15 protein-coding genes and 4 pseudogenes are annotated in these 22,144 nt (G+C 67.5%); 9 read left to right on the plus strand and 10 right to left on the minus strand.

The genetic code is table 11. From position 1 onward, the window contains the following. Positions 1-6: 6 nt before the first annotated feature. The 3 genes from AB0M36_RS36915 to AB0M36_RS36925 form a co-directional block, all read right to left on the minus strand. Complete coding sequence (locus AB0M36_RS36915) at positions 7-1,209, minus strand: hypothetical protein (protein WP_364167260.1); 1,203 nt, start codon at positions 1,207-1,209, stop codon at positions 7-9. After that, positions 1,206-2,027 carry a hypothetical protein gene (locus AB0M36_RS36920; RefSeq protein ID WP_364167261.1) on the minus strand — a complete coding sequence of 274 codons (822 nt, stop codon included), beginning with the start codon at positions 2,025-2,027 and terminating at the stop codon, positions 1,206-1,208. Before AB0M36_RS36920 ends, AB0M36_RS36915 begins: the two co-directional genes overlap by 4 nt. 342 nt (positions 2,028-2,369) lie before the next feature. Then, a complete protein-coding gene (locus tag AB0M36_RS36925; RefSeq protein ID WP_364167263.1) occupies positions 2,370-2,744 on the minus strand; it encodes a hypothetical protein in 375 nt (124 codons plus the stop codon). Positions 2,745-3,251: 507 nt separating this feature from the next. On the opposite strand from AB0M36_RS36925, the gene AB0M36_RS36930 reads away from it, so the two are divergent. Beyond that, positions 3,252-4,586, plus strand: a complete 1,335-nt coding sequence (locus tag AB0M36_RS36930) for a Rieske 2Fe-2S domain-containing protein (RefSeq protein WP_364167264.1) — start codon at positions 3,252-3,254, stop codon at positions 4,584-4,586. Between the two features lie 102 nt (positions 4,587-4,688). Here the strand turns inward: AB0M36_RS36930 and AB0M36_RS36935 are convergent. Further along, positions 4,689-5,702, minus strand: a pseudogene (locus AB0M36_RS36935) (BTAD domain-containing putative transcriptional regulator); the annotation flags it as partial. Here AB0M36_RS36935 and AB0M36_RS36940 point away from each other — a divergent pair. Together AB0M36_RS36940 and AB0M36_RS36945 are read left to right on the plus strand one after the other, a co-directional pair. After that, positions 5,596-6,384: pseudogene (locus AB0M36_RS36940) on the plus strand (ATP-binding domain-containing protein); the annotation flags it as partial. The pseudogenes AB0M36_RS36935 and AB0M36_RS36940 overlap by 107 nt on opposite strands. A 203-nt stretch (positions 6,385-6,587) precedes the next feature. Next, the gene (locus tag AB0M36_RS36945) at positions 6,588-7,280 is read left to right on the plus strand and encodes a hypothetical protein (protein ID WP_364167266.1); all 693 of its coding nucleotides are present in this window, start codon (positions 6,588-6,590) and stop codon (positions 7,278-7,280) included. A gap of 180 nt (positions 7,281-7,460) precedes the next feature. Here AB0M36_RS36945 and AB0M36_RS36950 read toward each other — a convergent pair whose 3' ends face one another. Together AB0M36_RS36950 and AB0M36_RS36955 are read right to left on the minus strand one after the other, a co-directional pair. Continuing rightward, positions 7,461-8,492, minus strand: coding sequence for a hypothetical protein (locus tag AB0M36_RS36950; protein ID WP_364167268.1), 1,032 nt, complete (start codon positions 8,490-8,492; stop codon positions 7,461-7,463). After that, the gene (locus AB0M36_RS36955; RefSeq protein WP_364167270.1) at positions 8,428-9,165 is read right to left on the minus strand and encodes a hypothetical protein; all 738 of its coding nucleotides are present in this window, start codon (positions 9,163-9,165) and stop codon (positions 8,428-8,430) included. Before AB0M36_RS36955 ends, AB0M36_RS36950 begins: the two co-directional genes overlap by 65 nt. A 770-nt stretch (positions 9,166-9,935) precedes the next feature. Here AB0M36_RS36955 and AB0M36_RS36960 point away from each other — a divergent pair. Continuing rightward, positions 9,936-10,706 carry a hypothetical protein gene (locus AB0M36_RS36960; protein ID WP_364167271.1) on the plus strand — a complete coding sequence of 257 codons (771 nt, stop codon included), beginning with the start codon at positions 9,936-9,938 and terminating at the stop codon, positions 10,704-10,706. An 894-nt stretch (positions 10,707-11,600) separates the two neighbouring features. Further along, entirely contained in the window at positions 11,601-14,234 is a 2,634-nt protein-coding gene (locus AB0M36_RS36965) for a tetratricopeptide repeat protein (protein ID WP_364167273.1), read from the plus strand. A gap of 210 nt (positions 14,235-14,444) precedes the next feature. On the opposite strand, the gene AB0M36_RS36970 is transcribed toward AB0M36_RS36965, so the two are convergent. Then, on the minus strand, positions 14,445-15,122 hold the full coding sequence (locus AB0M36_RS36970; RefSeq protein WP_364167275.1) for a hypothetical protein: 678 nt from the start codon (positions 15,120-15,122) through the stop codon (positions 14,445-14,447). 740 nt (positions 15,123-15,862) lie between these two features. Here AB0M36_RS36970 and AB0M36_RS36975 point away from each other — a divergent pair. After that, on the plus strand, positions 15,863-16,774 hold the full coding sequence (locus AB0M36_RS36975) for a hypothetical protein (protein WP_364167277.1): 912 nt from the start codon (positions 15,863-15,865) through the stop codon (positions 16,772-16,774). Positions 16,775-17,118: 344 nt separating this feature from the next. Here AB0M36_RS36975 and AB0M36_RS36980 read toward each other — a convergent pair whose 3' ends face one another. From AB0M36_RS36980 to AB0M36_RS36990, 3 genes and pseudogenes are all read right to left on the minus strand, one after another. Next, positions 17,119-17,445, minus strand: a complete 327-nt coding sequence (locus tag AB0M36_RS36980; protein ID WP_364167279.1) for an SRPBCC family protein — start codon at positions 17,443-17,445, stop codon at positions 17,119-17,121. Positions 17,446-17,511: 66 nt separating this feature from the next. Further along, positions 17,512-17,964: a DinB family protein gene (locus AB0M36_RS36985; protein ID WP_364167281.1), complete on the minus strand. Its 453-nt coding sequence runs from the start codon at positions 17,962-17,964 to the stop codon at positions 17,512-17,514. Positions 17,965-18,001: 37 nt separating this feature from the next. After that, positions 18,002-18,520 (minus strand): annotated as a pseudogene (locus AB0M36_RS36990) (class I SAM-dependent methyltransferase); the annotation flags it as partial. Between AB0M36_RS36990 and AB0M36_RS36995 the strand changes: the two are divergent. The 3 genes and pseudogenes from AB0M36_RS36995 to AB0M36_RS37005 form a co-directional block, all read left to right on the plus strand. Continuing rightward, positions 18,425-19,279 carry a DUF6177 family protein gene (locus tag AB0M36_RS36995; RefSeq protein ID WP_364167283.1) on the plus strand — a complete coding sequence of 285 codons (855 nt, stop codon included), beginning with the start codon at positions 18,425-18,427 and terminating at the stop codon, positions 19,277-19,279. The pseudogene AB0M36_RS36990 and the gene AB0M36_RS36995 overlap by 96 nt on opposite strands. A gap of 176 nt (positions 19,280-19,455) precedes the next feature. After that, positions 19,456-20,103 carry a hypothetical protein gene (locus tag AB0M36_RS37000; protein WP_364167286.1) on the plus strand — a complete coding sequence of 216 codons (648 nt, stop codon included), beginning with the start codon at positions 19,456-19,458 and terminating at the stop codon, positions 20,101-20,103. Between the two features lie 229 nt (positions 20,104-20,332). Further along, a pseudogene (locus tag AB0M36_RS37005) lies at positions 20,333-21,664 on the plus strand (RHS repeat-associated core domain-containing protein); the annotation flags it as partial. Positions 21,665-22,144: the final 480 nt, after the last annotated feature.

Below are 22,144 nucleotides of genomic sequence, written 5' to 3' on the forward strand. Positions count from 1 at the left end.
ACCGCATCACCCAATGGGGCCGCCGTTCCGAGATCCGACGGCTACCCGTACGCCGGCCGCTAGCTCGGCCGAGCCGGTCACCGCGGCCCGCCCGTCGATGACAAACAGGACCGCCACCGGAACCGTCGCACCGGCACCGGCCGACCAGATGCGAACCTCGGTCTGGCCACCCGGCTTGGTCCACAGGGCCGACACCGGGACGACCACTGCCTCGGGCGGGCTCTCCCGCCGGACGACCCGCACCGACATCGGAGCGCCCTCGGTCAGGCCGCCCCCCAAGCCGGCCGCGATCGTGAACGTCGCCTCGTAACTCGTTTCGTCCTGCGTGGTGGACTTGGTCGTCTTGACTCCGGCGAGGGTGACCTTCTTTCCCTCGGCCGGACCCTCACTGATCTTCATGGCGGTGCCGGCCGGCAGGTCCCGCAGCTCCGCGCGCTCCTCCTCGGTCACGGACGCCACCACCTGCCACCCACCTGACGCCACGGTGAGCAGGGGCTGGTCGCCCTTGTCGCCGATCGAGGCGGTCACCTCCACCACGGTCGCCGGCAGCGTGGACAGAAACGCGACCTCGTTCATCGGAAGCAGCGCGCCGCGTACCGGGGTAGTGGTCTTCTGGGCAGTGGTCGTCGCGGATTCGGACCTGGCGCGGGCTGACGTCGCGGGAGCCGGGTCCGCGTTACCGGCCGGCGTGGCGGTGGGCGCCGGATAGCCGACATTCTTGTAGAGACGCGCCACGCTCGCGGCGGTTTCGCGATCGTAGGTGTCGTCGTCCCAAAGGCCGAGGGCCAGCCGCAGTTGGCGGACGTCGGGCCCTTCGTCACCCAGGTGAAGGTCACGGTAGCTGGCGAACTTCCCCTCCAGCGCGATGAGCGGCCGCCCGGATACCACCGCGACCAGATCGCGGTTCTCCACCCGGCTGCCGCGCTTCACCGGCAGATCCGTGACGACGGACCGCCCCTCGGCGACGGCGGCGCCCACAATGGAGGCCCGTGACCGGCGGGTCAGCTTGCCGTCGAGGGCGAACGCATCGGAGAGTGGCCCCTCCTCCACGACGGCGGTCAGATCGGACGGCGAAGGCGGTGCCGCCTCCGCCGCCCGCTGTGCCGGTGTCCGCGCGCGAGACGCGACAAGCCACATGGACAGCGTCGCCGCGACGACGGCAACCGCTATCGCCGTGGCGACGACTGCCCGCCGGCGCCTGCCTGTCATACCTTCAACATCTCCTGAGCCTTGACCAGCGCCTTGCGGGCCAGCTCGTTCCACGCGACCATGTCGGTCTCGTACTTGGCCAGAGACTTTACCGAGCCGGCGGCCTTCGCGGCCGCGACAGCCTCGCTGAGGCCGACGGACTTGGTGCACGTCGCCTCGGTCGTCGCTATTTTGATCTCGCTAGCGACTGCGGCGTCTAGCGCCTTGTCGTCTTCGCGGGCGATGCCCTTGTAGAGGTCGCGAGCTTTGTCCCGCATGTCCCGTGGGTACTGCATTCCAGGGTAGCCCGCGTTCTTGACGCATTCTCGCCATGGATCGAGAAGGGCTACGACTTTCGGGTCCTTTTCGATGTCGTCGGACCCTTCGATCCGGACGAGATTATCCGCCGTGAAAGAAAGGCGGAGGTACTCCTTGAGGTCGCCGTAAAGGCTCGTACGTATCTCACCGACGCAACCGGCGCGAGGCACGCCGACGGTGGTGCCGTCCGGGGTGGTGAACGTGACCCTCTCGGAATCAGGCCCGAACTCTGCACGAGTGAGCTTGGCCTTGTAGGAAGTCGGCATCCGCGCGTATGCGGAGGTGTCGACCACCTCCTGCTGAGATTTCCGGCGGGGGTCGTAACCATACCCGGCACGAGCGGCCTGGACGGGATCCGAAAGCGACCGCTGATCGTCGTCCGAATTCTTCGCCGGCAGGGTTTCCTCAGGGAAGGTTTCGAAGCCCTGTTTGGTCAGGCAGCGCCGAACAAGTCTGCGCTCGATCTCCTGAACCTCTTCATATTGCTGTTGAGCGGAATCCCATGCCATCTGCGCGCGCACGGCGGCAGCTTTCGTGTCCGGAGAGGACTCTTCACCGCTGCACCCACTGAGACCTACCAATACCGCTGCCGCCGCGCACAGCGCTCGACGTCGCCCCATCACTATTACCAGTCTTCCCTACGCTTATCCTACTAAGATGGGCATCTTGCCCGCGGAAGTCTATCGTTCGCGGGCAAGATGCCACGCTCTTGCCGCCTTGGGTGCCGCACCTGCCCAGCATGGAGGCACAGCGTTCGATCAGCGCCGAAGGCGGATGATCACCCCTGCTCGCCCGCTAGGCAAGACCGGCATCGAACCCGAGCCGGCGGCTGGGATTGACCCAGACAACATCCGACCACAAGGTCAGCATTGGTTATCGGTGTACAACTCGTTACCCTCGCCGCGGTCGTTCGCGGACGAGCTGTAGCCGATCTCCTGCCCCCTGGACAGCACGATGGTTTTGGTGTCGTTCACCAGGCCGTAGTCGCAGACCAGCCACTTCTCGGAGCGGAGGTTCCGCCACGCGCTGTCTGCGTGGTAGATCTCCGGCAGCCAGCTGGCCCAGTTGTGGTTGGAACCGTACTCGTAGCTGATGCGGTACATCGGGTGGGACGTGCTGAAGTTGGCGCCCGCCCAGACGCAGAAATAGCCGCTGTAGCAGTTCCGGTCAGGAGCCGCTTGGGCCGGTGCGGCCATTCCGAAGACTCCCGCTGCGGTGATCGCCCCCGCAAGAACCATAGATCGTGCTGCCCTCATGTCGCATCTCCCGTGATAGGCCCACCGATTTGAGCTACGCGTGAACAAGATGCAGTTCAGATATGCATTGGTTCGTGCGGTCAAGTCGATAGGCGGACGTAATGCAAAGCTCGTCCTGACGAGCGACACGACAGTAGCGTCCATGAATATTCAGGCGCTACGCAGTTGATATTCGAGCGCTACCTCGACACCCGGCCCCAAGACGGAACATCAAACCGTCCGGTTTGGGAGGGATCTGCCCGATGCAGGGCGATTGATTCCGAATAATGGCCTAATCGCATGCGATCAATCGCACAGTACGGCAACCATGCCTCGTGGGTACTGCAACGGTCCACATCCGTCCGTACTGGCGGCGGTGAGCCGACGTAGATCAGGAGTAGAGCGCGGCTCCGGAAGATGGAGCAGAGAAGCGGAAGCAGGGGAGTCGGACCCTGCCAATGATGGGTGGGCTTCCGGGTCGCTGTATTGGAATGCAAAGGAGGCTCCAGAGTGCTCTCGCCTGAGAAGAATCGGATGCTGACCCAGGTGGGTGCCGGTACACCCATGGGCGAGATGTTGCGCAGGTACTGGCATCCGATCGCCCCGGCCATGGAACTTCGTGAGCGGCAGGTCAAGCCGGTCAGGCTGCTGGGGGAGGACTTGGTCCTGTTTCGGAAGCCGGACGGGAGCCACGGTTTGATCTCCCGGGTCTGTCCGCACCGGAGAACAGATCTCAGTCTGGGGTGGGTGGACGGCGACGTCATGCGGTGCGCTTACCACGGGTGGGCGTTCGACTCCGACGGACGGTGCGTGGAGCAGCCGTTCGAGGAAGCCGGGTCGGCCGGCGGCTTCCGCGACAAGGCCGGGGTGACGTCCTACCCGACCGCGACCCTCGGCGGGCTGGTGTGGGCGTATCTGGGTCCGGGGCCCGCGCCGCTGTTGCCGAACTTCGAGACCTTTAGCTGGGAGCACGGCTTCGTCGAGCTGATCCTCACCGAGCTACCGTGCAACTGGTTCCAGTGTCACGAGAACGGCATGGATCCGGTCCACTTCGAGTGGCTGCACTCGAACGGCAACGCGGTGCGGCTCAATCCCGGAGCGCCCGTCTATGCGCCCCGGCACACGGCGGTCGACTTCCTGGAGTTCGAGCACGGCTTCGTCAACGGACGCGAGGTCGAGACCGAGAATGCGCCAGAGGGGGCGTTCGCCCGGTCCAGCAGCACGGCCAACGGCGGAATCCTCTGCCTGTGGCCGTACATTCTCGCCTCGGGCAACACGGTCGAGTTCCGTGTGCCGATGGATGACCAACGAACCCTCAACATCACCTGGCAATACTCGGTACTCCCCGACGACGTCACGATCGGCGCGCCGGAGTCGGACGAGGTGCCGTACTGGTATGGCCCCCTCACGGAACCGGAGAGCGGCCGGCTCATCACCTCGCACACCGGTAACCAGGACTTCGCGGCCTGGATCGGCCAGGGCACGGTCACCGATCGGAGCGCCGAGCGCCTGGGGCGTAGCGACAAGGGCATCACGCTGCTGCGGCGCAGGTACCTGGAGGCGATCGAGCAGGTCGCCAGAGGCGAGGACCCCCCGGGAACGGTCCGCGACCCTGCGGCGAACGTACGGATCCCGCTCCCGCTCGCGAGGAAGTTCGTCTACACGGAGGGCGTTCCCCGCGAGGAGTTCGAAAAGAAGCTCGCCGCCCGGAAGAAGAGCGGGCTGTTCGGCATCGGTGGCTTCCTGGCGGTCCAGGCCGGACGACCGGATCACATCCAGACGATGTACGAGAAGGCTGCCGGCATCGTGGACGGATCGGCTCTCGGTTCTGCTGGAGCCGGGTGATCGGGGCGCCGGCTCGGGGCGGTCCGGCCGTGGGGCGCACCGCTCCGGCCGGGCCACCAGCGAGGCCACGGTCAGGTCCGGATGGCGGGCCAACCGGGTGGCCGCAGTGCGCAGGGCGAGCGGGAGGTGACCGCAGGCGGCGGCAAGCGCCTGCACCGCGTACGGCTCGGCGAGAGCCCGGGATGCTCCGATCACCGAAGTGATCAGTGCAATGGAGTCGGCGGGAGCCAGCGGTTCCAGCCGGACCGCGGCGGTGACGCCGAGCGCCGGGTGCTCCCGTGCGCTGAGCAGTACCGCGCTGCCGGACGCGTTGGGAAGCAGCGGGGTGATCTGTTCGGGGTCTTCGACGTCGTCGAGGACGACCAGGACCCGGCGGTCGGCCAGCAAGCTGCGGTAGAGGGCGGCGCGTTCGGGCGTTCCGCTGGGCAGCTGTCCGGCCGGCACGCCGAGGGCGTCCAGGAATGCGGCGAGGACCTGATGCGCGTGCTTCGGGGCCCCGGAGGACGCGTCGAGCGAGGCCCACAGCTGGCCATCGGGAAAGTGCTCGGTGACCGTGCGGGCCACTGCGGCGGCCACCGTGGTCTTGCCGGTGCCGCTCGGCCCGGTCACCAGCCCCACGGCGTGGGAGTGCTCGGTCAGGGCTGCGGAGAGCTGCGCCGTCTCGGTGGCCCGCCCGACGAAGTCGGGGGTGGGCGCCGGGAGCTGGCGAGGGATCGGCCGGGCCGTGGCCGGTGGGGGCACGAGCCGGGCCGCCGACCCGAGGGTTCGTCCGGCCGGCGCCGGGTCCTGGCTGTTGAGGATCGCGTGGTGCACCTCGGACAGGCGCGTACCCGGGTCGATGCCCAGCTCCTCGGCCAGCCTGCGGCGCATCCGCCGGTACACCCGGAGTGCGTCGGACTGCATGCCGCAGCGGTAGAGGGCGATCATCCACGCCGCGTGCAGATCCTCCGCGAAGAGGGCTGCCTGGCAGCTCGCCGAAAGGTCGGCCAGCAGCGATCCGTGGTTGCCCAAAGTCCTGCGGGACCTGCTCGCCGCCGAAACGATCCCACGGGTGCGGCTCACCCAGGTGTTCCGGCAAGCCGCGGACTCCGGCGTGGTCACCAACGCCCACCGCATCAACGCCGGCAAGCCCCCGGTCCTGCAGGGCATGCGCGACTTCTTCCTGTTCCCCTGCGACGACACCGAAGCCACCGCCGCCCTGACGGTGGAGGTCGCCTGTCAGCGCATCGCGAACCGCTTCGGCCTGGACCCGCGCCGCGATGTGCAGGTCCTCGCCCCGATGCACCGCGGACCCGCCGGCGCCGGCGCCTTGAACACCCTGCTGCAACGACAGCTCACCCCAAGCCGGGAAGGGATGCCGGAACGGCGGGTCGGCGGACGGGTGTTCCGCATCGGCGACAAGGTCACCCAGATCCGCAACAACTACGACAAAGGTCAGGCCGGGGTGTTCAACGGCACCGTCGGCGTCGTCACCGCCCTGTCCACCGACGATCAGAGTCTGACCGTACGCACCGACGAAGACGAATCCATCGACTACGACTTCGACGAGCTCGACGAACTCGCCCACGCCTACGCGATGACCATCCACCGCTCCCAAGGCTCCGAATACCCCGCCGTGGTCATCCCGCTGACCACCAGCGCATGGATGATGCTGCAACGCAACCTGCTCTACACCGCGATTACCCGCGCCAAGAAACTCGTCGTCCTCGTCGGCTCCCGCCGCGCCCTGGCCGCTGCCGTGCGCACCGTCGGCGCCGGGCGCCGCCACACCAACCTCACCCACCGCCTCCACGGCTGAATCTGCCGGCCGAACATCAGCCAATGCAGAGCTGATGGACGTATCGAGCGCTGTCCAAGGCCGCAGTCGTGCTGCGGTACATTGCGCTCGTCATCTTCGAGTCACCGTCATAGATGTCCGGTGCGGGGGTTCCTGAGTGTCGTCTGTGGGCTGTGGCCAGGTGGCATCGACCTCGTAACTGGCACTGTCAAAGGACGCCCTTCATGCCCTCGTACACCATCACGATCGCGCCGAACGACGATAGCGGAACCACCACCACCTTGATCGTGGACACCTCCGGCACCGAGGTCCGGATCACCGACGTGCACTTGCACGCGGACGCCGGCCTGGTGGGCGGGCACATGCCCACGGTGGACGTCGGCCTGCTGCTGCAAGCCGTCAACCCTGCCGCTGTTGCGCCGACGCCGTCCGAGACGGCCCCGGCCGACCGCCGCGCCGCCGCCATCGCCACGCCCGCCCCCGCCCGTGCGCTCGAAGCCGCGCCGACGCCAGCCGAGTCCTCCTCGCCGGCTACAACCCCTGCCACACCGGGCAGGCGGCGCCGGGCTGAAAAGCCGGTGGCGGCCCCGGCCAAGAAGGCCCGTGCGCGGCGGACGGCGTCACCGGCGACGACCGCCGGCGCGGCAGGGGAGACGGTCGCGCCGGCGAAGGCCATCACCGCGGGGCGCCGGAAGGCCGCCCCGGCGGCTGCGGCGAAGAAGGCTGCCGCAGGCACCGCGAGTGGGAGCAAGGGCCGGGTGTACCGGCGTACTCCCGACGACCTGGCCAAGGTGTTCAAGAAGGCCGGCTCGGCGAGCGCGGTCGCGGACCATTACGGCGTCCCGCGGTACACCGCGCAGGGATGGATCCAGCGTCTGCGCAAGAACGAAGCGGCGTCGGTACGAACCGCCCGCTGACCTGACCTGCGGGTGAAGCCGCCCGGTGCGGTGCCGGCCCTGCGCTACCGACCCGGACCCGCAGCGACGCTCTGCTGCTGCGGGTCCGGGGGCGGGTCCGATCCGTGCGCGGCCGGTGGCCCGGGACCTGTTCCCCCGGGGAGGGTCAATCCGACGGAGTCCCCTTGTACCCGTGTGGCGTCACGCGGTCCATTTCGGGCGGTACTGCTGGAGCCAGCTGACGGCGCCGTCGCCGACGGTCTCGACCAACCCGGCGCACAGCCAGATAGTGGCGGGGAACAGGTCGGGGCCGAGGAAGTCGGAAAGCTGCGCGATGGTGGGGTGCTTGACTCCGAGCTGCTTCGCGAGAATCCGTTGGCTCTCACGGTGCCCGGCCACGCCTGCCATGATGGCTGCCGGGCCGGCGTAGTCGACGCCGAACTGGGTGCCCACCCAGTTAACGGCGGCGTCGAACTCGGCGGTGGCCATGCGGCTTTCCTTCATGTGGGCGAGGTAGCCGAGCCCGCGGGCGATCATCTGCGCCAGGACCCTGCCGGCTTCGTCGTCCTCGATCGTCAGGATCTGTTCGATGATCTGTCGGGGCAGGTCGGGTTCCTGCGTGTCGACGACGGCGCCGGTGATCTGTTCGCAGATGTCGTCGGCCTCCAGGTCGAAGGTGTATGGGACTCCATCCTCGTCGTCATCGTCGTGGTGGTCTGCTGTCGTGTGGCCTGGCGCCGTGTCGGCGGTCCGGTCGGGTGCCGGGGCCAGGCCGAGGCGGTGGCGCTGGGCGGCGGCTTCGGCGCGGACGTCGTCGCAGAACGCCGTGTCGATCTCGTCATCCATCTCGTCGTAGGCCTGGTCATCGGCGTCCTCGTCGAGGTCCGAGCGGTCGGCGTACTCGCGGTACAGCAGCCAGCAGCCCCGGATGCCGGTGACGAGGTCTTCGAGCATGTCGCGGGCGGGCCGCTGCGGGTCGAGCGGGGTCAGACGGACCGTGCGCAGCGCCGCCCGTGAGGCGGGGTCGCTGCCGTGCTCGTCGGCAAGCTCCTCGGCGTCGTCGAGCTTCTCGCGCAGGCCGTCGAGGTCGGGCACGGTGCCGTCCGCGACGGCCATCGCCTCGCGGATCATCGACGTGATGACCGCGGTGGGGGTCTGGTTCTCGTCGTCAAGCAGTTCCAGCACGTCCGTCGGCGTGGTCACCGGGATCGCCTCGATGTTGTCGGCCTCCATGACGACCTCGCGCCGGCCGACCGGACATGCCCGAGACGACGTCGGCTGCCGCTTTGAGCCAGTGCGCGGCGGCGACGCACGCTGCGGTGGGGTCGAGGTCGAGGAACAGCTCGTCGCCGCCGAGCGGATCCTTGGCGAGGATCTCGTCGGCGACCGCGACCTGCACGGGTGAGGCGTCCTGGCGGGTCAGTTGCACGCACTGGATCGCGCGCCCGGACAGGTCGCCGAGCTCGGCCTGCTCGACCGCGGCCACCTCCGCCTCGACCTCGCCGATGATCGCAGCGCTGAGGTCGGTGTCGGCGGCGGCGTGCAGGACCCGCCCGATGCGGTGCGCCCGCTCTTCGACCGGGTCGTACGAGACGCTCATCGTGCCGTTGTCGTCCGGCAGGTTCGGCCGACGCACGTGATCGGCCACCTCGGCGAACCCGTCGCGGGTCTGCTGACGCCGCCAGCCCTCGGTGTTGACCTCCGCGCTGCCAGCGGCGCTGGCGGGGTGGGTGTAGCAGCGCCACAGCGCCTTCGACAACCCGGATAGCTCCGTCGCGAGCGCCATCCGCTTCCGCGAAGGCAGGGCTGCGGGCAGGTCAGCCACGGTGACGGCGACCGCGCCGTGCCCGGTGTCCCAGGTGGCGATCAACGCGTTTCGGGTCTCGTCGACTGCATAGCGGGTCATCCGCACATACCTCCTCGTGGCCCGCGATAGCCTACCGCCAACCCCTCGACGAGAGATCCCTTGCTCCCATATGGACACTGTGCCTGTCGGGAGTCACAGTGATCTGCCGATCAACTCATTCCCTGGCGTGGACACAAAACGAACCCTCTGCGAACTCATGCGCCGTGATCCTTCGGCCACTGAGCGCCCGCTGTGACCGCAGGACGCGATCGCATCTCTATCGTGCGATGAACTACGCTCGGACCCCGTCCCGCCCGGTCCCCCCGTGCCGGGCGGGGCGCCCGGTCAGTCTGCGTTCACGATCCGCGCGGTTGCTCCGTGGTCGCTCGGATGTTCCGTACCTCCACCGGACCCAGCCGGACTAACGACGGAACTATGCAGCTAATGCGGCCGTCCCAGCGCCCGGACCAGGGCGGACGTAGACGGACGCCACCAGGCGCCACCGGACGTCACGTCCGATATGCTGCCTCTCGCCTCCCGAGGCGGGCTCGATGGCAGAGCTGAGGACTTTAATCCGTTCCCTCATCTCGGTCTGCGCAGTCGACAACCCTGTCTACCTGCGGAAACGCCCGACCTTATGTCGACAATGGAGCTGAGTCGCTCCTCGGATGATCGCGTGTCGGCACGTGGTCACCGCGAAGCCGGGGACGCCACCGCGAGGTGCATCCCTGGCGAACACGGGATCTGCACAGCCGGCGCGCGAAAAGGCTACGCGTCGGCCTGATCGTCGATCCTCTCGGCCGAGTGGGGGTTATGAGAGCATCAGCCTTGTGGAATTCGCGTTGGCTCGAGCCGCCGGCATGGCCGGCGAGTACGCGTCGGTGTTCACCAGTTCTGAGCTGGAGTTGCGGTTTCTGCGCTGCGGGCTGCAGCGCTTCCAGCCGCCGCCGCGCTCCGGCTCTCAGCGCTACGCCAAGACAGAGTTGATCGCTAGCACCCTCGGAGCTGCGGTCCTGGCCGCCAGCAAGGACTCGGACGTCGCCAAGGGCATGATGGGCTTCATCACCCTGGTCGCGGAACGCTGTGACGAAGATCAGTTCAGTCGGCTGCGTGAGGCAACTCGATCAGCCGGCTTCGATCTTCGCTTCGTAGACGGCGAAGCTCGCCTGCTTCCGCTCGATGAGCCTGCCGTCCCTATGGGGGAAGCGGTATCCGCACTCGAACAGGACTTCCATCGCCTCGGGATGAGCATCGCCCTCAACCATTACCGGCAAGCTGTGGACAGCTTGACCGACGGGCGGCTTGAGGCGGCCAACGCCCAACTGCGCGCCATGTTCGAAGAAGTCGTCGCCCACCTCGCCGTTCAACGAGGCTTCACACGTCTCAGCCAGGGATCGGGTGGCAGGGCGATCAGCTTCTTGATCGACCACGGCGCCCTGCCTGCCGAGGACGGAGGCACCTACATCCGTGGGCTGTGGAAGATCGTGCAGACGAACGGCTCACACCCGGGGCTGTCGCCCGCTGGTGAGGCGCATTTCCGTGCCCACGCGCTAACAACTGCTGCTCGCTACCTCATCGATCGCTTCGCTCCTGCCGAATGACTGTGGCTCGCAACCAGCAGCGCCGGCCCGCCCGGCGGGCATCGAATCCCCTCAGTGCGTCAGGAATTCGAGCAGCTAGGGAAGGGGAGTGACCGTTTTGAGCGTCACGTTTGACCATGGCCTGGCCCGGCTCGCAATGCCAAGCGCTTACGCTCAGCGCCCGAGGTCCGGCCAGTCCGCCGGGACTTCCTCCGGTCGAGTAGACCTCTGGCGTCGGGTGACCAACGCCCACAGACCACTGGTGCCGTTGGGTGGCATACTCCGCGTCCGAGGGTATGTTCCAGCCATTTCGAGATTGGGCGCCGCACGAGCAGCGCCACCGGTAGGACGTCCGAGTCTTGGTGCTGACGCGATCAGACGAGGTGCCGCTGAGCGCCCGCAGGATTCTCTCGAACATGGCTGGCCTCCTCCTGCCTGTGGAGAGTTTCTGACCCGCAAGCTCGGTCCCTATCCCGTGCTTGCCACACCTGGCAACGCGACGGAGCCGAAAACGGACGCGCACATCAATCATCTGCTCTGACGTCACGCCATCGTGTAGGTCAGGTCCGCCGGAGCACATCGGCACGGGTCCGAAGTGAGCACGTAGGTTGGGGTGCCGTAGCCGTAGTTGATCGCCGATTTCACACGGTGCCCCGCCCCTGCGCCTGAAGGTTCGAGATGCGCGAGCCGATCAGGCATGCGCGTGGACGACAGGTCTGTCCTAAGCCGATACGTCTCATCACACTGACGGCCGGCGACCGCAAGGCACTACCGGTGTCAGGTTGCTGTCTGTAGCCGGGTCTTGACCTGACGGGTGGTACGCGGGAGGCTTTCGCTTCGTTGTGTTCCGGCAATACGTGCCGCCCTACGGCGAGTTCAGCCTCGGCCTGGCCACGCTGATGGCGGGAGATGCCGGTGCGAAGACCGTTGCGACATCGCCGACGCTGGCCGTGGATCGTGCTCGGCAGTGTCGGGCTCCTGGCGGTGGTCTGGAACTGGCTGGTCTCGGCCGTGGACTCCTACCGTGATGCCGGCCTGTCGGAACGCGACCAGTACAGCGGCGTCTACAGCCTTCCGGTCGCCGTCGTCACGCTGTTGATCGCAGTGATCGGCCTGGCCGTCCAGTCCCGGCAAGGCCGCCGCGCCCTGGAGTCGGTATCGGGTCCGGTCCCTGCGCCGCCGGCGGGGATGACCTCGCTGGACGTTCCCGAGGCGACCGTGGGCGAGCAGATCCGCGGTAGGGCCAGCCTGATCACCGAACTCACCGGCATGTACGAGCGGGAAGCGCGGAACATGGTCCGGGTCCGGGTGCTGCATGGCATGGGAGGGGTCGGAAAGACCACCATCGCCAGGCATGTCGGTGGCGTCCTGCGCCGGCGCGGGATCCTGGTCTGGTTCGTGTCCGCCGCCGAGCAGGCCGATCTGGACGCTGGGATGCGACAACTCGCCGACAGCCTCGGGGCGAGTAGGTACGAACTCACCGACGGATGGGCCAGGGCGCCCGACGTGCTGTGGCGGCATCTCGAGGCATACTCGCGACGGTGGCTACTGATTATCGACAATGCCGACGACCTGAGCCTGCTCGCTCCCCACGGGCATAGCCTCGCCCAGAAACGCGGCTGGATCCGTCCGGTCGGTACGCGTCGCGGCGCGATCATCGTGACCAGTCGCAACGGCGATGCGCAGACCTGGGGTGACTGGTGCCGGCTGCACCCGGTCGGGATGCTCTCCACCGCCGACGGCGCGCAGGTCCTGCTCGACCTCGCCGGGCCCGACAGCGGCACCCGCGACCAGGCCGCCGCTCTCGCGACCAGACTCGGCGGACTGCCCCTCGCGCTGCGCCTCGCCGGCCGCTACCTCGCCGACGCCCACCGTAGACCTGCGCTGGAAGGCCAGATCACCACCTTCGCCGGCTACCGGGCCACGCTAGACGCCGAGGGAATCGCCGCCGTGTTCCCCGACCCCGACGGCCAACTGACCGATGTCCACGCACGGGAGGTCATCGCCCACACCTGGGAACTGTCGCTCACTCTTCTGGAGACCAGAAAGAGTCTCCCGCACGCACGGAATCTGCTGCGTCTGCTGTCCGTGCTGGCCGACGCGCCCATTCCGTACCAGGCGATTCTGGACGCGTCCACGATGGCGGCATCGCCGTTGTTCTCCGGGCTGAACACCACCCGCCTCGCGTCGCTGCTCGCCGGCCTCGAGACCTTCGGCCTGCTCGACCTCGGCCCGCCCGAGCCCGGGGCGTCGGCCACGCTGCGGCTGCACCCGTTGATCCGCGACACCAGCCTGTTTCACCTGCACGCCGCAGGGCAGACGCCGGCGGTCTTCGACCTCGCCGCACAGCTGCTCTTCCGCGCGGCAGACCGCCACGGGGCCCACGGTGACCCTGCGAACTGGGCCTTCTTCCGGCTCTTCGCTCCCCATCCGATCCATGTGCTGGCCCAGGCCGCCGCCGCTCCCGGCCCTCGCCAGGAGGTGATCAGCAACGTCACGCAGGCGGCGAGCCTGGTGACCGAATACCGGGCATCCATCGGCCTGTTCACGGCCGCCGCAGCCGAGGGCAGGACAATCCGCGCCACTGCGGTACAGGTCCTCGGCGACGAACACCCTGACGTACTCAACAGCAGTGCCGACGTGGCGTCGTTCACCGGTGGCGCCGGTGACGAGGCCTCTGCCCGCGACCAGTACGCCGCACTGATCCCGACAGTCGAGCGCGTTCTGGGGCCAGAGCACAAAGACACCCTGCTGTACCGATCGAATCTCGCCTGGTTCACCGGCCAGGTCGGCGACGCGGTAGCCGCACGGGACCAGTGCGCAGGGCTGTTGCCTCTCGCCCTGAAGGCGTTGGGTGACGAGCATTTCGTCACCCTGTTCATCCGGCACAGCCTCGCCCGCTTCACCGGCGAGGCCGGCGACGCCACGAGGGCACGCGACCAATATCTGACGCTGCTGCCGTCGATGCGACGAACACTGGGCCCGATTTACAACTTGACCTTGCACGCCGAACAACAGCTGGCCATCTGGACCGGCAAGGCGGGGGACACGGCGACTGCCCGCGACCAGCTCACCGACCTGCTGCCGGTCCTGCAACGTGCCCTCGGTCCCGAACACCACGACACCCTGAGCGCCCGCTCCGACCTTGCCTACTGGACCGGCAGAGTCGGCGACCCGGCGGCGGCACGCGACCGATTCGCCGACCTGCCAGCGCGCTTCCAACAAGCCCTCGGCCCGGAACATCGCAAGACTCTGAACGCCCGCGCTCACCTCGCGTACTGGACCGGATGGGCGGGAAACCCGGCAGCCGCCCGTGACCAGCTCACCGACCTGCTACCGGTCCTGCAACGCGTCCTCGGCCCCGAACACCGCGACACCCTGAGCGCCCGTTTCGACCTCGCCCGCTGGACCGGACGGGCCGGGAACCCGACGGCCGCCCGCGACCAGCTCACCGACCTGCTGCCGGTCCTGCAACGCGTCCTCGGCCCCGAGGACCAGGAGACCCTCAGAACGCGAGTAGCCTTCGCCGATCTGCCCCACCGCGCCTGACGTCAGTCTGCGCTGGGCTTACCAAGCTGCTTCTCCGCTTCGCGGCGCTACAGCTCGCCGCTGGCTTCCGCTCCTGCAGCGTCGAGGTCGGCTCGGCGCTTGAGCGGCCAGGTGTCCGCCCAGGCCGCAGTCTGGCTCGGCGAGGAGGCCGCCGCGCTCGTAGTAGCGCAGCGTCTGCAGGTTCAAGGTGGCCGCGGTGGCCGTCATTTTTCAGTAGGTGCTCAACCCCTCGAACTGCTGGACGCCGCAGGCCAGCACCAGCCGCGGATCCAGGCTGCCGCCCGCACGCGACACATCGACCCGGAACTCCCGGGCCCACAGCCGCGAGACCTGCCGGATGTGCGCCACCCGCCGGCCCTCGACCCGGAAGGTGAGCCGGCGCATCCCCCAGCCGAAGCCGATCTGGAGCCACTGGCACACGAACGAGAAGACCGGCTCCACCATGTTCCCGGCGACCCGTCCGGAGGGGTCGAGAATCACCGTACGGGCGGGCCGAACGAAGCCGCCCGTGGTCACGAGCCGCCCGATGATTGTGCCGAGCCGGTTGTCGAGCACGTCGCAGGTGCGCGGCTCGAACCACGAGTGCTGCGTACCGGTGATCGGCAGCAGGGTGAGCAACGGCCCGGGCGGATCGATACCGCACGCTTTCGGGCCAGGCGGTGCCGGTGACCAGGCGCGGCCCGGGTCCTTCATCACCACCATGACCGACCTGTCGCCTGCGCGAACGTGCAGCTGCCGGGCCTTCTCCGGCTCGATCAGCTCATCGCTGAGCAGCCCCACCCCGGAGCCCAGCATCGCGGCGAAGCCGTCGCGCCGACGGGTGCGGAACGAGTACCGCCCGGTCAGGATCTGCTCCGGCCAGCCGCGCCTGAGCGTATCGATCACCATGACGCGAACGGTAGATCGTCACGGCAAGCGACGGTGATGTGGACCGCCACTCGGGGACGTCATCTGCGATTGACCCGCTACAGCGAGGCCGCGTGGGCACCACCGGCGGGCGCTGCCTCACGGTGATGGACAGACATTACCCGAAGCCGCCACCCGACGGCCGACTCGAACTGATCGCGCATGTCACGGCCATGGTCGTCTCACCTCTGCGAAGCGAAATACGACCTGCGGCGCGATGAGCACAGCCGTGCCGCCGCAGATGCCATCAGTCGTGCCCTAAGCGGCGGGCCGCCGCCAGCGACGAAGCCCGCTTGGCGCATCTCGTGGAGCCCGTGGGCTGGCGGCGTTTGACGTGTCGGCCTGACCGACCTGAGCCGCTGCCGGGCCGCTTGCTTGCGGTCTTCGCCGCTTCTCCGTCGGGCCGGCTGGGCGCCAGCGCCGGCGTCGAGGAAGCGTCGGCTAAGCAAGGCCATCATGCTTCTCCCGCGGTGGCGGGTGTGGGTGTGACACCCACGAGGCGGCCATCGGCGAGGAGCACGCTTGTCGTGTAGGGGTTGGGTCTGGTAGGAAGGAACCTCGGTTACGCGGCTGGGGTTGGACCCCGGCAGGCAGCCTCAAGATCTTCTACCGGCCATCGGCGTCGTGGACGTACCGCGATGTGCAGCCCTGACACATCCCTCTTTTCACTGGCGGGGCTGTCGCCGACGTAGGGCACGCCGCGCTTGTCCTAAGGACTTCCTATGAGCACGCTTTATCGCGGCTTCCTGCCGCAGCACACCTCGAGCACGCACCGGGTCTTCGCTGTGGTCGACCACGGCGACGGCGAGACGGTGCAGGCTCTAGCCACGTTCCCGACCGCTCAGCGCGCCAACACTGTCACCGACCTGTTGAACCTGCTAGCCGCTGGATACCCGCCCGAGGGCACACGTGAGCGCTTGGTCGCGGCGCTTGACGCCGAACCGGGACCGGTGCGTGCATCGGTCACCGCCATCCTCGATGTCCTCGAAAGCAACCCGTACGCGCTGACCCTGGATCTGCGACGCCGGGAGACTGCCGGGTTCGCCAGCTTCCTGATCACCGGCTGTCCAGAAGGCGGGTGCGGCACCTGCACCGCCTGCGGCGACGATTGTCTCGACTGCCCGGCATGCGACACCGACGGGTGTGGCACCTGCATAGCACCGGTGATCACGCCGCGGACCGCGCTGCTGCTGCACGCCGCAGGGGACATCCTCAGCGATGAGATCCGCATGGCCGTGGAGGACCCGGACGGCTGGGATGCCTTCCCACCGTTCTTCTCGCACCTGTCCGCGGTCGCGGTCGACGGGTTCCGTAGCGCGTTCCTCGACCTCGCCGCCGATCTTGCCCATGGCGTAGAACCCCACCCCCGCACCATGGCCGAGGAGATCGCCCTGCACCTGATGACCGACCGGGCCCAGGTCGACCTCGAACTCGGCGTCTTTGACGACGAGTTGAAGCAGCTGCCAGAGTCGAGCGCCGACTACGACTGGGAAGCCATCCTGGATGTCCTCTACCAGGACAGCGACTACGTCGGCCTGATGGGCAACCCGGGCAAGCTACACGCCAAGACCGTTGTCGCTCTGTTCGAACGGTTCAACAACATGCCCGAGCGTCCGTACACGTCTCCCTCCTGACCGGCGCTGGGCGAAGCCGTCGTGCCCAGGACTTGGATGCCAGCCGTGTAGGCGACGGCGACGGCAGTACTCAGGGTTTCAGCCGTACCGATCGCCGAGGGCCGGTCGCTAAATAGTGACCGGTCCTCGGCCGGCTCGAGCAATGGGGCCGGACTGAGTGAGTCACCGCGCCCTGATTTCGATCCCACGCTCTCGCCCGGGTACAGCGATCAAGGTCACTTGGTTGGCCGGTTGGGAGGTGTCGCCGCGTGGCGGGCGAGGCCGTCGGCCATCTGCTGCATGACTCGCGGCATGAAGCGCTTCATCAACCAGCCCAGGCCTCAGCGGGCGCGGTAGCTGCCGTGTCAGTGGATGGTGGTGCCGCCGTCGGGCGTGGGTAGGAGGTCGACAACCGCGCGGTAGTCGCGGATGGTCGGGTTGAAGGCGTCCTCGTAGGTCAGTTGCTTCTGCTCGATCAGTCCGGTCAGCCTTTCTCCGGTCACTGTCCTGCCGGTGCGAAACGCACGTACCGCGCCGACCAGGTCCTGACCGTCGGGGCCGAGGCCGCTGGAGCGGTCGGTGACGAGGCTGTCGACGGCCGACCAGGTGGGCCAGGTGCGCGCGTCGGCGAGCAGGCGCCATACGACGGCGGGAGGTGCGGTCGAGGTTGCGGTCGCGTCATAGGTCAACATGTCGTGGCTTTCTCGAAGGATTGAGGGGGCATGCCGGGGTAGTACTCGGTCGTCTGAGACAGGGGGTCAGCGGCCGGTGGAGCCGTCGATCTGCTCGCGGAGGATGTCGGCGTGTCCGGCATGCAGGCCGGTTTCCTCGATCATGTGCACCAGCACCCATCGCCGTGACGGGGCCAGTGCTCGGCCCGGCGGCCTCGGTGCGGGCATGGCCAGGTCGGTCCATGTCTGAATGACGTTGTTCGACTGGGTCGTGGTCTGCCGGTATTCGGTGAGCAGTCGGTCGGCAGTCTCGCCGCGGGTGGGCCGGAGGGTGCGGCGCATGTTGGTGATTGGTTCTTCGAGGAAGTAGAACCGTTCGACGGCGGTCAAGTGTTTGATCAGCCCGAGAAGGTTGGTGCCGCTTGGTACGCCGGCGGTGCGGATCGCCGGCTCTGGCACGTCGGCGACCTTGTCCGTGATCGCGGTGCGCAGGTAGTCGAGGAATCCACGAGGGTGGCCTTCTCGTCGGGGGCGGTCCACGCCGGTCCGGTGTCCTTGCGGTTGAGGGTGGGTGGCATCAGTTGTTCCTGTCGCGGCGCTGGATGAGCAGGACGTTGTCGGTGACTGCGGCGCTTTGGCCGCCGGGTCCGGTGGCCTGCCGGTGGGGCAGGTCGGCGCGTATCACGGGCCACTGTTCGGTGTCGAGGCCGAGTTCGGCGGCGATCTCGTGCGGTGTGGGGTAGTGGATGTGGGGGTCTTGAGTCCATGATCAGGGCGCGGTAGAGCCGTGGTCGACGATCAGGAGCAGGCCGCCTGGGGCGAGTGCGTGTGCGGCGGTGCGCAACACGTTCGCGCGGTCGAGGGTGAACGGGGTGTGGAGGTACTGCGCGGAGATGAGGTCGTATGCGCCGGCCGGGAAGCTTCGGGCCAGGTCGTGTTGCTCGGCGATGACCCGCCTGTCGCACCCGCGGGCGCGATTTCGCAGCCGTGCGACGGCGGTGTGGGAGATGTCCACGGCGGTGACCTGCCAGCCTCGCCGGGCGAGCCAGAGGGCGTCATCGCCGTTGCCGCAGCCCAGGTCCAGGGCCGTACCGGGTCGTATCCACACCGGAGGCGCGCACCGGATGGACAGTCCGGGCGCCCTCTCGGCTGGGACGGTGCAGCGTTCGTACCGTTGGATCCATCGGGCCTGGCCCCGCACTTCACCAACGGGCCGCAGGCGCCGGCCTGGCACCTCACCATCACCCTGCAGGTCCGGCACCCGGTGTCCGAGCGGCTCCTGCTCGGCGGCGCTCTGGAGGAGCTGTTCACCCAGCTCACCGAACGGCCACCGGCCGGGTGGGGCACCGCGGAACCCGCTACCCAGCCCTGGGACCGGCACACCCTCACGGACCTGTGCCGTGAACGCGCACCCCGGCGCACCTGGCTGTGCGCAGTCGGCGACGGCGCCCCAGCGCTGGCCGCCATGGTGATCAGCCGGCCCGGCGAATCCGTACTCGAAACGATCCGCTGCACGGTCGTGTACACGGAACCCGTCGAAGCCCACGCACTTACCGACACCGCCCGCAACCTCTCGGCCGCCTACGACATCCGGCAACTTCTCGTGCAACAGGCCCCGGGACAGACGGACACCACCCACGCCAGCCACTGGACCGGACTCAGCACCCACTGGCCCTCCTCGCCGGCCCCGAAGCAATCGCCGGACGCACCGAGAAGGACCTGGGCAACATCGGCGCGCTCGCCACCACCCGGCTCAGATCCGGGGCCCGCAACGCGTACTGGTACGCCCTACACAGCTACGGCGAAGACCCCGCCCAAGGCTGGAACCGCCTGGAACAGGTCATTGCCCACTTGAGCATCCCCTCAGTGACACCGCAGACCCCGAGAAGCTGGGGCCAACCTGAACTGAACGTCAAGGACCGCGGCGCGTAGGGACGCGGCAATCCCGACACGGTGAATGGTGGTCCTGAATTGGCGAGCAGATGAACGCCCCGTTGCGGCCAATGCCGGAAGTTGTTTCTGCGTTCCCATGTGGACCTGACGATGCCGACGGCTATAGTGGGGCCGATCATCGATCGAAAGGAACTCATGTCTGCTTCTGCCGCGCACCGCTCCGTCGCCGCTCCGGTCGGTCTGGCGGCACTACTCGGCGGTGCGCTCATCCTGGCTGGTTGCACCTCGCCGTCCACACCCACCGAGACGCCGGCCACCAAGCCCAGCGCCTCGGTGGCGCCGGTCGTTCGATTCGTGGTTCCAGCCGAGATGAACGGAGTTCCCCGGTCGACGGACGACAAATGGCTCAAGATCCCGAAGAGCGAGGAGACCGCCCTCAAACGCGATGTGCTCAGTCCGACGGGCGGCTCCTTGGCCGCGGCGTATGTCGCTCCTGATCACTCAGAGGTGATCGAGATCGGCGCAGCGGCCGGTCGGGTGGTCAATCCGGCGTGGACGCTGCGGCAGCTTCAGAGCGGCTCGCTCGGGCAGGAGGATGTCCGGCCGGCGGATCCCGGTACTGCGGGGGGAGTGGGCAGTTGCGGGGTGTCGCGTGACTACAACCCGCCCCTCGTGCTGACCGTCTGCGTTTGGGCGGAACCAGGCAGCGTTGGCTCTGTCCGGTTCATGGCGCTGAAGGACCGCCGCGACAAGTTCGCCAAGGTTCGCGCTCAACTCCAGCCATAGATGTCAGTGCAGCCCCTCTGAAGCTACTGGGGGGGCCGCCCGGCGGTCTGCCAGCCCGGGACCTGTGCCTCGTGGCGCACCGTGCTGCTCGCGCGGTGGCCCCGCTAGTCGTCGAATGGCCCGTCAAGGCAATCGATCATTAACCGTTCCCGCTACGTCGGACCGAGAGACGCATCGTCCCGACCAGCCGGGCGTCTCACTGTTGAAATGGCCACCGGCGCTCGAGCCGACGCGCTACTACGCGCTGCCTGGTGGTGCCTCTCTGGTCCGTAAGAAGGACGGCCTGCACTACGTCGCCAACGACCACCACGGCACCGGCACCGCAACGGTGGACGCCACCGGAGCGATCACCCACCGGCGCACGACCCCATACGGGGAGACCCGTGGGACTCCGCCGGTGCAGGGCGCGTGGCCGACGGAGAAGGGCTTCGTCGGCGGCAACCAGGACTCCACGACGGGCCTGGTGAACATCGGGGCCCGCGAGTACGACACGGTGACGGGCCGGTTCATCTCGATCGACCCGATCATCGACGTGAACGATCCGCAGCAGATGAACGGGTACGCGTACGCGAACAACAACCCGATCTCTTTCTCGGACCCCGACGGCCTCAAGCTCTGCTCCGACGACGCCTGCGGCCCGGGCGCCGACTTCGTCGACACAACCGGCAAGTACCACAACGTCCCCGGCCACAACGACGGCCGCGGCGGCGCGTCGAAGGATTACGATCCGAGCACCCCAGGCGTCAACGAGTTCAACAACCCGAAGGCGTCACCGGAAGCGCGTGCGGAGGCGGCCGCAGCGGCGGCGGAGAAGGAACGTCAAGCCCGCATCGCACAGGCAAAGCAGAGAATCCTTGACGCGGCGAAAGCACTAGGCAAGATCGTCGCCGACGAGCTGGGCATCACGGACGCCCTGGACTGCTTCACCAAGGGCGACATGGGCGGTTGCGTCAGCACCGCCATCAACGTCCTGTCCTCGGTCGTGGGCGGCGCCATCGGTAAGCTGGCCGCCCGCTACGGGGCGCCATGGAAGTGGAAGAAGTTCGCCAACCTGGTGTCTCGCACCAAGGGTTTGCTCGGTGACCTGGTCGATGGGCTCAAGAGATTCTTCAAGGCCAGCAGTTGCCACAGTTTCGCCGCGGGCACCCTGGTGTTGATGGCCGACGGCACCAAGAAGCCCATCGAGAAGGTCAAACCCAAGGACAAGGTCCTTGCCACCGACCCGGTCACCGGAAGAACCAGGGTACGGGCGGTCGTCGCCACCCACATCAACCTGGACACCGTCTTCACGGATGTCACGGTGACAACCGCAAGTCAGCCCTCGCTGCTCCAGACGACCGCGAACCACCCCTTCTGGAGTAATAGCCGCCAGGCATGGGTGAACGCGTCACAACTGCATACCGACGAAAGCCTCCGAACACCCACTGGTGGATCACTCACGATCTCGGCAGTGTCTCCGCCCTACGCCGGCGCCAAGCTCATGTACGACCTCACCGTCGACTCGACACACACGTACTATGTACTCGCAGGCAACACCCCGATCTTGGTCCACAACTGTGATGAGGGTGTTGCGACGGTCTACCTTGACAGGGGTGCCTCTCCGCCCCAAGCGTCAATCAAGGTCGAGCACAATGGAACTTCGCTCCACACGGAGCAGATTGGTTCGGAAGGGACGTCCGCGACGGGTGCTGAATTCAGCGGTGAGCTTTCGAGTGGTCCAGTCTTCCCGGTTAAGATTCGCTTGCCGAATGCACGGCGTGCCCAGGCTTGCCAGAGGGCGACCGAGGGGCACACATTCGGGCCCTATGATCTTGAATCGCAAAGCTGTGTTACCTACTGCGCTAATGTACTGCGGGCTGGTGGCGCCGAAGTCCCGAAGGGGAACATTCGCAACTACTAGGTGGCGTTTTGAGATGTACAACAGGCAGTGACATAAGTCGGTGAGCTAGTACTCCAGCCGGGGATCGTGATCACGGCTTGGTGAGGGCTTGTCGGGCGTAGTGGCTATTTCTTGCGCGGGCTTGATGGCGGCGTCGGCGGA

This window comes from Actinoplanes sp. NPDC051346 (genome assembly GCF_040682215.1).
In the GTDB taxonomy this organism is placed as follows: Bacteria; Actinomycetota; Actinomycetes; order Mycobacteriales; family Micromonosporaceae; genus Actinoplanes.